We start from the raw sequence: 12,039 nt of genomic DNA, 5'->3' as shown, positions 1-12,039 counted from the left end.
CGTTCGGCCGAATCGCGAAAATGCGCCGGAACGTCTATAGTGGGTTACGGTTCGACACAATCACGACTGCGCGCTTGCCTATCGAACAGGGTAGAATCCCGCCAAACGCCTTGTGGACGAACACGCCACACACACGCACAACATATTCTCTGACGCAGGCTCCTGCCGCACCTCAATGGCCAATCCCGCAGAATCCCATCCGCAAAACGACTTCATCAATTCGGCGCGCAAGGAACGTAAGCGCGTTGAAATCTATCTCGTCAACGGCATTCGTCTGACGGGGTGTATCGAGTCGTTCGACCAGTATCTGGTGATGCTGCGCACCCCCGTGGGTCTGCAAGGCATCTACAAGCGTGCGATTTCCACGATCCAGCTCGACACCGGCGGCTCGCGCCCGGGCGGCAGCGGCCCCCGCGGGCCGCGCACCGGCGGTCGCCCCGGCGGCCGTGAAGGCGGCGGTCACAGCCCGTACGGCTCGCACGGCGGCTCGCGCGAATCGCGCGGCGACGGCGGCTACGGCTCCCGCGAACCGCGTGAAGGCTATGGTTCGCGTGAACCGCGCGAGGGTTACGGCTCGCGCGAGCCGCGCGAAGGCTACGGCGCACCGCGCGAACCCCGTGAGCCGCGCGAAAGCTACGGCGCGCCGCGCGACACCGGCGATGCATCCGGCAACACGTCGTCGCCGGATTCCCGCGGCGGCAACGGGCCGGTGATCGTGACGCGCCGCCGGCGAATCGTGCCGGACGGCCAGTAAAACCAAAGGGCAAGCCAAACGGCTTGCCCTTTTTACTTGTACGGCCGGCGCGGCATGTCGCCGCACCGCCGCCGACACTCAGCGCGCCGTCGCCGGCAGGCCCGCGTTGGCCTCGCGCTGCAGCGAGCGCACCTGCTGCTGCAAGGCGCGCAGTTGCGACTGCAGTTCGGCCTGCTGCGCCTGCAGCGCAACCGTCTCGCTGCGTACGCTCTTCTGGCGGTCCGAAACGGCCGCCTGCTGCTGGCGAGCGATCGAGATGTCGGCCTGCAGACGCCGCGCACGGTCCTGCGTGACCTCGATCTGCTTGTCCGTCTGTGCCTTCTGCGATTCCAGCTTTGCCGCGCGCAGTTCGTTGACCGCCAACCGCTCGGCCTGGCGCGAGAAATCGCGATAGATCGCTTCCGCACGCGTTTCGTCGTACGTCTTGATCACGCGCCAGAACGCCTTCTGCTGGAACAGCGCAACGAAGTACGCGCCGTCTTTTACGTTGAACAGCAGGCTTGCGCCATAGCTGCCGTTGTAGCTCGTACGCATTTCCGTCAGCGAGTGCGCCTGGATCTGGCGCTGCAGATCGTCGACCGTGCTTTGCCCCGTCGTCTCGCCCGCCTGCGGCTGCACCGACGCCTGGACCTGCGAATCGATCACCGGAATCGCAGCCACCGGCGCAGACGCCTGCTGCACTGCCGACGGATCGCTGCCTGCCAGCCCCTGCGCGAACGCGCCCTGCATGCCTCCCACCATGGCGAGCAACACGCCCACCCGCCCCAACCCCGTCATATGGCTCATGAAGTTTTATTCCCGCCCGAGTCGTTGTAATTCAGCGCGATTTTATCTCATTAATTACTCGCTTTCGCGTGTCTCGGGCTCTTCGTCGAAGATCTGATATTTGCGCATTTTTTCCCACAGTACCTTGCGGCTGATGCCGAGCTGCTGCGCCGTGTCCTGACGCCGCCAACCGTTTGCGTCGAGCGCCGCGATGACGCGGCTGCGCTCGTTCATGTCCCACTTGCTGCGATCGACGAAGACCTCGGCCGCACTTTCGGCCGGCACCGGCTGGGCCGAGTTGCGTGCGTGTGCGATCAGCCGCTGCAGCCGCGCGGCATCCCACCCGCCCGTCTGCCGCACCGTCACGCCGACGCGCTCCGCGAGGTTGCGCAGTTCGCGCACGTTGCCGGGGAAATAGCTGTCCGCGACCGAATCCGTCAACCAGTACGGCAGATCGGACAACTCGGCGAGCCGCTCTTCGCCGACCACCTCGGCGACGAACGACTTGAACAACGCGATCTTGTCGACCGCGCCGCGCTCTTCCAGCGACGGAATGCTTAGCTCGATCACCGCGAGCCGGTAGTAGAGATCGGCGCGAAACAGCCCTTCCTTCACGAGCTGCGGCAACTTCTTGTTGCTCGCCGCGACCAGGCGGAAATCGACCTTGACCGGCGCCGTCGCACCGACCCGCAACACCGCGCCGTCCTCGAGCACGCGCAGCAGCTTGACCTGCTGGTACAGCGGCAGATCGCCGACTTCGTCGAGGAACAGCGTGCCGCCGCCAGCCTGCTCGAAATAGCCTTTATGCGCAACAACCGCGCCGGTGAACGATCCTTTCGCATGCCCGAAGAACAGCGATTCGAACAGGCCGTCGGGAATCGCGCCGCAGTTCACCGGCACGAATTCGCCGTGCCGGTAGCGCGAGTGCTTTTCGTGCAGCAGTTGCGCGATGCGCTCCTTGCCGACGCCGGTTTCTCCATGCAACAGCACGTTGGTGTCGCAGTCGGCGAACGTATCGACTTCGTGCAACAGTGCCTGCATCGATTCCGAATGCGCGACGAGTTCGGACGGCTGCAACGTTTCGGCCGCGTGCGCGCGCAGTTGCGTGACGAGCTTGCCGATCATGCCGCGCAGTTCGGCACACGTGAAGTCGAGCGGCAGGACGTGCGAATACTCGGGCGGATACTGCGACGCGTCGTGATCGCGCGCCGCGCCGACCCAGACGACCGGCATGCCGATGTTGGCCTGCCAGTCGCGCAGGAATGCTGCGCCGCCTTCGATCATCGTCACGCTGATGATCGCCAGCGACCGCCGCATCGCGGCGCGCTCGGGCGAGACCACCGCGTTGTCGGCGCGGATCACTTCGACGTCGAAGCTCGCCATGCACCGGGCGACGCGGTCGACGATGTCCGCCTTGCCTTCCCAGACATACAGGTCGAGCTCTTCGATTGCGGGCGTATTTCTCATCTGATCTGCTTCTTCAGTAAACCGTTTGGGCGACCCCGCAATTGAGCGAGATCTGATGGACCGTCGCCGCGCCAACCTGGACGCCGAGGAGATTCAGCAGCGGAACGAGGACTGCGTCAAGGCTCGACAGGAGCGGCCCGAGCAGACCGCTCAAAAAGCTGAGCAACGTGGAGACGAAGTTCCCCGGAACCGTCAGGATGCTGGCGCCGAACAGGCCGACGTTGACGGTGATATTTGCGGCCGCGAGTTGCGTCAATGCCGAACTGAGCGCCGAGCCGAGCGCATTCGAGTTCACGGTCCAGTAATTCGCATCGATTCCCGGTACGCCATTGAACGTATGCGATTGGGACGCGCCTTGCACCTGAACCGAGATGTTGGACATGGAAGCCGTCAACTGGGCAATCCCGAGAACATTGGCGTTGATGATCTGAGCCGGCGATGTACAGCTGTAACTCGACGACAGGCTGATCTGGCCGGACGCATTGAGCGGAGGCTTGCCGATGCACAGATTGGCCACGCCCGGTTGTGCGGTAATGACGACCGTGCTTGCCGCCTGCGTGGAGGCGCATTGGGTCGAGTTCAACGTCGCAGTGCCGGTACCTGCCTGCAGATAAATCGGCAGATTGACGTCGACATTCACGCTCAGCAAAGTCAGCAAAGCGCCAAGCAGCGGCAACTGCGCCGTGCCGAGATCGACATTGAGATACACGCCCACCGCCGCGGTCGACGCCTTCGTGCGCCACGTTCCCGTCGACGGATCGATCCCGCCCTCGCCGATGCCGATCGACGGCGGGCTGATGATCTGCACCTGCAACTGCGTCCCCGTCAGCCCGCCGAGATTCAGCGACGGCACATTGACCGTGACCGCCGGCTTGCCCGTTGCCGCGATCTCCGCGCCGACGAGCAGCAGGTCGAGCAGATCCACCTGCGCGTTGAGCGCCGCCTGCGTATCTGCGAGCGCGACGTTCAGCAAGCCGCCGGCGCCGCCGAGGCCGATCGTCGTCCCCGGAATGTTGGCGCTCAGGATCGCCTGCAGCGTGGCGAGGCTCGCCTGCAGGTTGGCGTTCGCGACGGCCGTCTGCGTGGCCGCGTTCACCATCAACTGGACCAGTTGCGGCAACGTGAGCTTCAGCGCGAGCAGTTGATCGACCGTGCCGACGCCCGCCGCCACGACGAGATCGCCGACCGTCACGTTCGTGCAGGCCAGCGATTGATACGACCCGATGTTCAGGTTCAGGTTGGCGCCGAGCAACCCGCCGATCAGTCCGTTGACGAGCCCCGGATTGCCGGACACGGGCGCGGATCCGCCCGCGCAACCGACGCCGCCGAGCGCCGCGAGGGTCGCCCCGACCGAGAACGTATCGATGTTCGTCGAACGCGCGGTCGATACCGCCGACACCGTCTGCGGCGGTCCGACGAAGAAGAACGGCACCTGACGCGTGACGATCACCTTCGCCGCGTTCAACTGCGTGGTCCCCGGAGTCGCAGTCGCGTAATAGCTGGGTTTCGGATTGACCGACGTGTCCCAGCGGCCGCATTCGATGCTGATCGTGTCGCCGTTCGACGCATTGAGCCCGTTCGACTGCGCGTTGCTGGTCGCCGTGGCGGTCGGTTGCGAACAGGCATCGTCCATCCGCTGCACGGCCGCGAGCGCGGCCATGTCGGCAATCCGCTGCACGTCCCGGCGCTGGTAAAAGAGGTTACCGACGCCGATCGCGCCAAGCGTCGTGATGGCGATCAGCGTCGCGATGATCGCCATCACCGAGAACGCGCCGCGCTGTCGTGACGCGCGGCGGATTGCGCCGCCACTGTGCCGGGTATTCACCGTTTTGCTCCGTCAGCGCGCGAGGTCGCCACCGGACGATCCGCCGCTGCCGCCGCCACTGCCGCCACTGCCGCCACTGCCGCCGCCGCCCGCCGTCGACATCGTGCCGAACCACTGCGGAATCGGCGTCTTGAACGTGTCGATGTAGCGCTGATAGGCATACGTGCCGGCCGCGCCGTCGATCGGCTGAGGCGTGGCGGCCGCACGATTCGAACGCTGCAGGTCGAGCAGCGCGTTCGTCGCATGACCGATCTCGGACGCCGGCGGGTCGCTTTGCGCGTGCGCGATGCCCGCACCCAGCGCGCATGCGAACGCGACGCACACGGCCCGCACGCGGATTGAGGAAAGGTGAAACATGATGGCCTCCGTGAATATCGTCGTTATCGCGCGAAACGCTGCAGCAGCGGCACGGCGAGATCGAAGTTGTCGCTGCTCGCCACCGCCGGCGCGGACGTCGTGGCCGGCGCACGGGCAATCGCGCGCTGCTGCGCGCGCACCGCGGCCGCGACCTTCGTCTCGTCGTCGTGAATCTGGCTGCGTACCGCAGGCGAAAGCTTCTGCTGATCCATCAGCCGCCGCGCGTCCTTCGCGTGACCGGTCGCGAGCAGGTACAGCACGAAGTTGCTGAGGATTTTCGGGTTCTTCTGCTCGAGTTCGGCCGCCTTCAGCAGCGGCACGCGTGCGCCCGCCAGGTCGCCTTCGCGCATCCGCGAATACGCGAGATCGGACAGCGTTGCCGCATCGGTCGGCGCAAGCGCCGTCGCCTGTTCGAGTTGCTGCGCGGCAAGCGCAAAATCGCCGCGGGCGCCGGCGGTCAGACCCAGCCCGCGATAGCCGCGCGCGGCAAGCGGCGTCGTCAGCAGCTTCGTATAGGCGGCCACGCCCGCGTCGTACTGGCCGGTCGCGCGCAATGCGTCGGCGCGCAGCAGGATCGTGTCCGGCGAGGCGCCATATTGCTTCTCGTACTGATCGATGTGCGCGAGCGACGCGAAATACAGCCCCTGCGCCTGCATGCGATCGATCAGGCCCAGATACATGCCCGGCGTATCCGGCTTCGCATTCTTGTCGGCGGCGGCCTGCATCAGCGCACCGCGTTCGGCCTGCGCACCGATTCCGTATCCGGACTCCTTGAACAGCGAGCACCCGCTGGCAAGCAACGCGAACGCCGTCGCGCCTGCGATCGTGCCGATCCAACTCAATCGATTCATCTTGTGTCGCTCCTTCCCTTCATGCCGCATCAGCGCTGAATCGCAGCGAGCGCGGACAGCACGGTCATGATGCCGGGCCCCGCGGTCACGATCAGCAATGCCGGCAACAGCGTAATGATCATCACGCCGGTCATCTTCACCGTCAGGCGGCCGATCTGCTCGCGCAGCGTCGCACGACGCCCTTCGCGCAGACGGTCGCCGAACTGCTTCAGCGGCTCCTGTACCGCGCCGCCATGCTTGTCCACCTGAATCAGCAATCGCACGATCGCCCGCAGATCCTCGTTGTCGAAACTGTTCGTCAGGCGTTGCAGCGATTGCTCGCGCGTGCGTCCAGCCGCGAACTGCCGCTGCGCGACGCCGAGCTCCCACGACAGCACCGGCAGCATGGTCTGAAAATCGTGCGTGACGACCTGGATGCTCTGGTCGAGCGACAGGCCGACGCCCTGCAGCAGCCGCAACATGTCGACCAGCAGCGGCAACTCGGCCGCGATGCTCTGCCGGCGCGCGGTGGCGCGACGGCGCACGTAGATTTTCGGCAGCATGTAGCCGGTCACGAGCGAGACGGTGAGCCAGAGCGGCCAGCGCGTCCCGTGTCCGCGGCCGACCAGTATCAGCAAGGTGAGCGCCGGCAGCAGGATCGCGCAGACGATGCGCGCACTGACGAACAGCGCGCGCGCACGAACGTCGACGAAGCCGCACTGTTCGAGCAACTGGCGATCCTCGTCGGCGATCAGGTAGCGGCTGAAGCCGGTCTCGAGCCACCGCATCCCGGCGTCTTCGAAGCGTGCGCGCAACCCCGCGAAACGGGGGCGCGACACTGGCGGCGGCGCCTCGCGCACCGGCTCTGCGGCGCCGGCGCGCGCGGCGGCCGCTTCGATGGCCGCGGTCCGGCGTTCGAGCGCGTTCACCAGCGCGCGCTCGGCACGCTGCACGAGCACGACGCGCACGATTGCGAGCGCGGCCAGCAGCAGCACGCCGACCGATCCGAGCACCAGCGCCAGTGCGCCTAAACGGTTTGCATCCATCGATTCACCTCAGCCGCGCGAGCCGGTACAGCCAGAAACCGCCCATCGCCTGCAGCGCGAACGCCAGATAGATCAGCTGACGCCCGGCATCGTCGTTCCACATCACCGTGAAATAGCGCGGGCTCGTGGCGATGACGAAGCTGCCGACCGCGATCGGCAACAGCGCCAGCACCCAGGCTGACAGCCGGGTCTCGGCCGACATCGCGGACAATTCGCGCTCCGCCTGCTCGAGATCGCGCATGAACGTCGACATCCGGTCGAGCATCACGTCCGCCCGCCCGCCGTAGCGGACCGACAGACGCAGCACCGCACCGACCAGTTCGAATTCGCGGATCCGGTACGTGTGCGCGATGTGCAGCATCGCGCGATCGATCTCGACGCCGGAGCGCAGCATCTGCGACACGTCGTCGAGGCAGCGGCGCAGCGGCATCTCGGCCGTCTGCAGCGCCGACTGGAACGCCGCGGGCACGCTGTTCCCGAGGGTCACGAGCCGCACGATCCCGTCGAGAAACGACGGCAACTGCCGGACGATCTTCAGGCGGCGCCGGCCGATGCGCGACGTGATCCACAGCACGACGAGCACCCCGCCCGCAACGATCGCAGCAACCGCGGCGAGCACCCCGCCGGCCACGCCGGCCCACAGCGCGAGCAGCGCAACGATCGCGACCGCCAGCACGAGGCCCGCGCGCACTTCGTCGAGGCCCGCGCGGTCGGACAACACGCTCCACGCTTCGAACACCGACGCACGCCAGCGCGCAAACCCTTGTGCCGGTTCCTGCGCATTCGCCGCACCGGCCGCCGCGGCACGCACGGTACGCGTGTCGCCCGCCGGGGCGGCGGTGCGCGCACCCTGTCCCACCTGGCTGTCGAAGAACCGTTGCGTATGCGCGCGCCCTTCCCGCACCTGGCTTCCGCGCCACAGCAGCAGCCCGGCCGCCGCGCAGATCAGCGCGAACATCAGCGCGAGCAAGGTGGCGCTAGACATTGAAGCCCCCGCCTCGCCCGAAGTTGCCGCCGAACCCGCCGCCGCTCGACACCAGCGTGTTGCGGAAACGTGCGAGCTTCGGCGAATGCGGATGAATGCCGAGCGATTCCCAGTGATCGATCTCGTCGCCCTCCGGCGTGACGCGCGCCTCGTAGCGATACAGTTCCTGCGTCGACACGATGTTGTCCGACATGCCGGTGACTTCGGTGATCGACAGGATCCGCCGGCGACCGTTGGACAGCCGGCCGATCTGGACGATGAAATCGATCGCATTGGCGATCTGCCGGCGCAGACTTGCTTCGGTACCCTGAAAACCGGCGAAGCCGGCCAGCATCTCGAGCCGGTACAGGCACTCGCGCGGCGAACTCGCGTGCACGGTGCCCATCGATCCGTCGTGACCGGTATTCATCGCCTGCAGCATTTCGAGCACTTCGCCGCCGCGCACTTCGCCGACGATGATCCGGTCCGGCCGCATCCGCAACGTGTTGCGCAGCAGGTCGCGAATCGACACGACGCCGCTGCCGTCGAACCCGCCGGGACGGCTCTCGAGCCGCACGACGTGCGGGTGATTCAGCGACAGTTCGGCCGTATCCTCGATCGTCACGACGCGTTCGGCCATCGGGATGTGGAACGCGAGCGCGTTCAGCAGCGACGTCTTGCCCGAGCTGGTGCCGCCCGACACGAGTACGTTGCAGCGCGCCTCGACCGCGGCCTCGAGCAGCCGGCCGATTTCCTCGTTGTAGGTACCGTTGCCCAGCAGGTCCTCGGGCTTCAGCGGATCCTTGCGGAACTTCCGGATCGACACGACGGGGCCGTCGATCGACAGCGGCTCGATCACGACGTTGACACGCCCGCCGTCGGGCAGCCGTGCGTCGACCATCGGATTCGATTCGTCGAGCCGCCGGCCGACCGGCGCGAGAATCCGTCGCACGATCCGCAGCAGGTGCGCGTTGTCGGTAAAGCGGATCGGCAGCTTCGACAGGATCCCGTGCCGCGACACGTAGATGTCGTTGTAGCCGTTGATCAGGATGTCCTCGACGTGCGGGTCCGCCAGCAGGTCCTCGATCGGCCCGAAGCCGGCCAACTCCTTCGTCAGCGCCTCGGCAACCGCACGCACCTCGCTCTCGTTGAGCGGGATCCGCCGCAGCCGCACGAAGCTGTCGATCTCGAGATCGACGAACTGGTTGATCGCCTGCCGCGACCAGCGGCCGAATTCGGCACCCAGCTCCTCGATCCGCGTGAGCAGATGCTCGTGTGCGGCATTCTTGATGTCGTGGAACTGTTGCGTTTGCGAGAACGGCGCTGCGCCGTCGGCAAATTGAATGTCGTGTGCCATCGCTTACGACCGCTTCGTAGAGGATTGAATGATTCGCCTGAGCGCCGAGAGGCCGCCGGCCGCACGCTGCGCCGCTCCCGGCGCCGGCGCGCCCGCGAGGCGCTCGACCAGCGGCCCGAGCGCGCGGACGTACGGATCGCGTTCCGCGACCTCGGCAATCAGCTTGCCCTGGTTCGCCGCATGCCCGATCGACACGCGCCGCGACGGCAGCGTCGCGACCAGCGACAGTTCCAGCCGTTCGGCGATCTGCGCGGGCAACAGCCCGAGCTCGGCGTCGAACTGGTTGACCACGAGCCGGATCCGTTCGGTCGCGGCGCCTGCCTCGCGCAGCCCGTCCAGCATCTCGACCGCCGATATGATCGATGCCACCCCCTGGTCGCACACGAGCCACGCTTCGTCCGCAAGGTTCACGACCTGCGCGATGAATTCGCGATTCGGGAAGCCGCCGAGGTCGACGATCTGGTGATCGAAGAACGCACGCAGCCGGTTCAGCAACGCCGCGCACGACGCCGTCGCCACCTCGCGCAGCTCGGCGAGGTTCGGCGGCAGCGTCGTCAGTGCGACGCCGCTCGAATGGCGCGCGAGCGCGGTCGTCACGAACGTGCGGTCGATCCGGCGCAGGTTGCGCACGGCTTCGACGAAATGGAATTCGCAGCGCGTATTCAGGAACAACGCGCCGTCGCCGGCCGGCAACCCGAGATCGAGGAGCGCCGCCGTGTGCGCGGGATCGGCGGGCCGCCGCTGCATCAGCACCGACAGGTTCGCCGCGAGCGTGCTCACGCCCATCCCGGCGCGCGCGCCGAGCAACGCGGTGACCTTGCCGTGACGGTTCACCGGCTCGTCGACGTTGTCGAGCAACACGCGCGTGATCCGCAGCGCCTCGTCGGCCGGGGCGGAAAAATCGACGAAATCGCGCACCCCCGCGCGCAGCGCGGCAAGCGCGCCTTCCGGTTGCGCGAGCGAGCCCAGCGCGACCACCGGCACGCCCGGATGCGACACGCGCACCGCCGCGACCACCGTGCTCGCGGCCGCGCAATCACTCGAAAAATCGATGAATACCAGTGCCGGGTTCAACACGCCGATACGCTGCGACAGCGCCGCGCCGTCGAGCGGCGCACCCTCGACCGCGCCGGCGGAAAGCAGCGACTGCGACAGCCAATGCACGTGCTCCGCAAGCGAGGATGCGCATACGAAGTGGTCGGTGACGGCGGGCTCAGCCAAAGAATAGGTTCTCGCATTCATCTTGGATACTCCCAATGAAGCAAGGCATCGCGTTGTGCGCGACGGCCTGCGCTGTCCCGTAACGATTCGGCGCGCTCATTTCGAGAACCCCGGTCCTGCATCCGGCGATGCCATGCCGCCCAGGTAGGAACGCCACACCGGACCGTCGCGTTGCTCGGACAGCTCGCCCGGCGTTGCCGGCAGCGGCGCGCCCTGCGCGATCGGTGCAACGAGATGCGGCGTCACGATGATCACGAGCTCCTTGTCGTTCTGCTGGTAGCTCAGATTCTTGAAGAACGCGCCGATGATGGGCAGATCGCCCAGGAACGGCACCTTGTTGACGTTGGACGTGGTCTCGCGGTCGATCAGGCCGCCGATCACGAAGCTTTCGCCGTCGCCGAGCTCGACCGTCGTGTCCGCGCGCCGCGTCGTCAGCGCAGGCACCTGGACGCTGTTGATCGTGATCGAATGCACGAAGTCGAGCTGGCTCGACTCGGGCGCGACCTTCAGCGCGATCCGCCGCGGGCTCAGCACGGTCGGCGTGACCGTGAGCCCGACGCCGTAGGGTTTCCACTCGATCGAGATCGTGCCGAGCGATTGCGGCACCGGCACCGGAATTTCGCCGCCCGCGAGGAAGTTCGCGCTCTGGCCGGACAACGCGACAAGCGTGGGCTGCGCGAGCACGCGGGCCAGATTGTTCGCCTCGAGAATCGACAGGTCTGCGAACAACCCGTGCGACACCGAATTGACGACGAGGTTGAACGCCGACGAAATCGGCACGCTCGTGTTGTAGGTGAGCGAACCGCCCGGCGTACCGGTAATCGATGTCAGCCCCGTCGGCGCGAATGCGCCGAACGAGAAGCCGTTGCTCTGCTTGAAGAAGTTGAGGCCCGCCTGCTTCAGCACCGAACGGCTGAATTCGACGACGCGCACGTCGACCTGCACGACGTTCTTGCCGGAGATCGTCGACGCATCGACGGTCGTCGCGTCCTTGCCGCCGACCGACTTCGCCGCATGAACCGCCCGCTGGTGCCCTTCGAGCGTCCCGGACGCGCCGCCGATCACCGTCGTGCCCCCGTACGTATTCACGCTCGGCGATCCGCTGTCGAGCAGCGCCCGCGCCGCGCCGCTCGTGACGTTCACGTTGTAGACGGTCGGTTCGTCGCGGCCGCGCTCCCAGATCATCACGTTCGTCGCGCCGGCGTTCTTCGCGATCAGCAGCACGCCGCCGCGCCCGCCCTTCACGACGAGCACGTCGGCGACCGACGGATCGCCGACCGCAACCCGTTGCAGCGTACGCCCCGTCGCAAGCTGCCGTTGTGCGCCGATCGCCAGGCTGATCGTCCCGCTCGTGTCGGCCGCGTCCGACAGCGGCGGCATCGCCAGCGCGCTCAATGCAATAGCCAATCCAATCAGTTTCTTTTTCATTGTTTTGGAGGCATCGGTCCGCCCC

At 66.6% G+C, this 12,039-nt stretch carries 11 protein-coding genes; 1 reads left to right on the top strand and 10 read right to left on the bottom strand.

The features are described 5' to 3' along the window. Positions 1-175 precede the first annotated feature (175 nt). Complete coding sequence (hfq, locus tag BLA15945_RS02820; protein ID WP_059234622.1) at positions 176-754, top strand: RNA chaperone Hfq; 579 nt, start codon at positions 176-178, stop codon at positions 752-754. A gap of 78 nt (positions 755-832) precedes the next feature. On the opposite strand, the gene BLA15945_RS02815 is transcribed toward hfq, so the two are convergent. The 10 genes from BLA15945_RS02815 to BLA15945_RS02770 all read right to left on the bottom strand — a co-directional run bounded on the left by BLA15945_RS02815 (position 833) and on the right by BLA15945_RS02770 (position 12,014). After that, on the bottom strand, positions 833-1,540 hold the full coding sequence (locus tag BLA15945_RS02815) for a DUF2968 domain-containing protein (protein WP_059234625.1): 708 nt from the start codon (positions 1,538-1,540) through the stop codon (positions 833-835). Positions 1,541-1,594: 54 nt separating this feature from the next. Further along, complete coding sequence (locus BLA15945_RS02810) at positions 1,595-2,986, bottom strand: sigma 54-interacting transcriptional regulator (RefSeq protein WP_059234627.1); 1,392 nt, start codon at positions 2,984-2,986, stop codon at positions 1,595-1,597. A 13-nt stretch (positions 2,987-2,999) separates the two neighbouring features. After that, complete coding sequence (locus BLA15945_RS02805; RefSeq protein WP_059234628.1) at positions 3,000-4,811, bottom strand: TadG family pilus assembly protein; 1,812 nt, start codon at positions 4,809-4,811, stop codon at positions 3,000-3,002. Positions 4,812-4,823: 12 nt separating this feature from the next. Next, complete coding sequence (locus BLA15945_RS02800) at positions 4,824-5,168, bottom strand: DUF3613 domain-containing protein (RefSeq protein ID WP_174991426.1); 345 nt, start codon at positions 5,166-5,168, stop codon at positions 4,824-4,826. A gap of 23 nt (positions 5,169-5,191) precedes the next feature. Then, a complete protein-coding gene (locus BLA15945_RS02795; protein ID WP_059236803.1) occupies positions 5,192-6,019 on the bottom strand; it encodes a tetratricopeptide repeat protein in 828 nt (275 codons plus the stop codon). 29 nt (positions 6,020-6,048) lie between these two features. Then, on the bottom strand, positions 6,049-7,044 hold the full coding sequence (locus BLA15945_RS02790) for a type II secretion system F family protein (protein ID WP_059234633.1): 996 nt from the start codon (positions 7,042-7,044) through the stop codon (positions 6,049-6,051). A 4-nt stretch (positions 7,045-7,048) separates the two neighbouring features. Continuing rightward, complete coding sequence (locus BLA15945_RS02785) at positions 7,049-8,029, bottom strand: type II secretion system F family protein (protein WP_174991425.1); 981 nt, start codon at positions 8,027-8,029, stop codon at positions 7,049-7,051. After that, on the bottom strand, positions 8,022-9,365 hold the full coding sequence (locus BLA15945_RS02780) for a CpaF family protein (protein ID WP_059234636.1): 1,344 nt from the start codon (positions 9,363-9,365) through the stop codon (positions 8,022-8,024). The genes BLA15945_RS02785 and BLA15945_RS02780 overlap by 8 nt, the downstream gene beginning before the upstream one ends. Before the next feature lie 3 nt (positions 9,366-9,368). Then, complete coding sequence (locus BLA15945_RS02775; RefSeq protein WP_174991424.1) at positions 9,369-10,607, bottom strand: fimbrial protein; 1,239 nt, start codon at positions 10,605-10,607, stop codon at positions 9,369-9,371. Between the two features lie 75 nt (positions 10,608-10,682). Beyond that, positions 10,683-12,014: a type II and III secretion system protein family protein gene (locus tag BLA15945_RS02770; protein ID WP_059234640.1), complete on the bottom strand. Its 1,332-nt coding sequence runs from the start codon at positions 12,012-12,014 to the stop codon at positions 10,683-10,685. Between the last annotated feature and the right edge of the window lie 25 nt (positions 12,015-12,039).

It is taken from the genome of Burkholderia arboris, assembly GCF_902499125.1.
GTDB lineage: Bacteria > Pseudomonadota > Gammaproteobacteria > Burkholderiales > Burkholderiaceae > Burkholderia > Burkholderia arboris.
The sequence above is the reverse complement of the archived record's forward strand: the minus strand, read 5'-3'. Positions and strand labels throughout refer to the sequence as shown.

Bases quoted from the DNA above. Each gene is read 5' to 3' on its own strand.
- BLA15945_RS02785 (WP_174991425.1), bottom strand. From the start codon at position 8,029: ATGTCTAGCGCCACCTTGCTCGCGCTGATGTTCGCGCTGATCTGCGCG.
- hfq (WP_059234622.1), top strand. From the start codon at position 176: ATGGCCAATCCCGCAGAATCCCATCCGCAAAACGACTTCATCAATTCG.
- BLA15945_RS02810 (WP_059234627.1), bottom strand. From the start codon at position 2,986: ATGAGAAATACGCCCGCAATCGAAGAGCTCGACCTGTATGTCTGGGAA.
- BLA15945_RS02800 (WP_174991426.1), bottom strand. From the start codon at position 5,168: ATGTTTCACCTTTCCTCAATCCGCGTGCGGGCCGTGTGCGTCGCGTTC.
- BLA15945_RS02770 (WP_059234640.1), bottom strand. From the start codon at position 12,014: ATGAAAAAGAAACTGATTGGATTGGCTATTGCATTGAGCGCGCTGGCG.
- BLA15945_RS02790 (WP_059234633.1), bottom strand. From the start codon at position 7,044: ATGGATGCAAACCGTTTAGGCGCACTGGCGCTGGTGCTCGGATCGGTC.
- BLA15945_RS02815 (WP_059234625.1), bottom strand. From the start codon at position 1,540: ATGAGCCATATGACGGGGTTGGGGCGGGTGGGCGTGTTGCTCGCCATG.
- BLA15945_RS02775 (WP_174991424.1), bottom strand. From the start codon at position 10,607: ATGAATGCGAGAACCTATTCTTTGGCTGAGCCCGCCGTCACCGACCAC.
- BLA15945_RS02795 (WP_059236803.1), bottom strand. From the start codon at position 6,019: ATGAATCGATTGAGTTGGATCGGCACGATCGCAGGCGCGACGGCGTTC.
- BLA15945_RS02780 (WP_059234636.1), bottom strand. From the start codon at position 9,365: ATGGCACACGACATTCAATTTGCCGACGGCGCAGCGCCGTTCTCGCAA.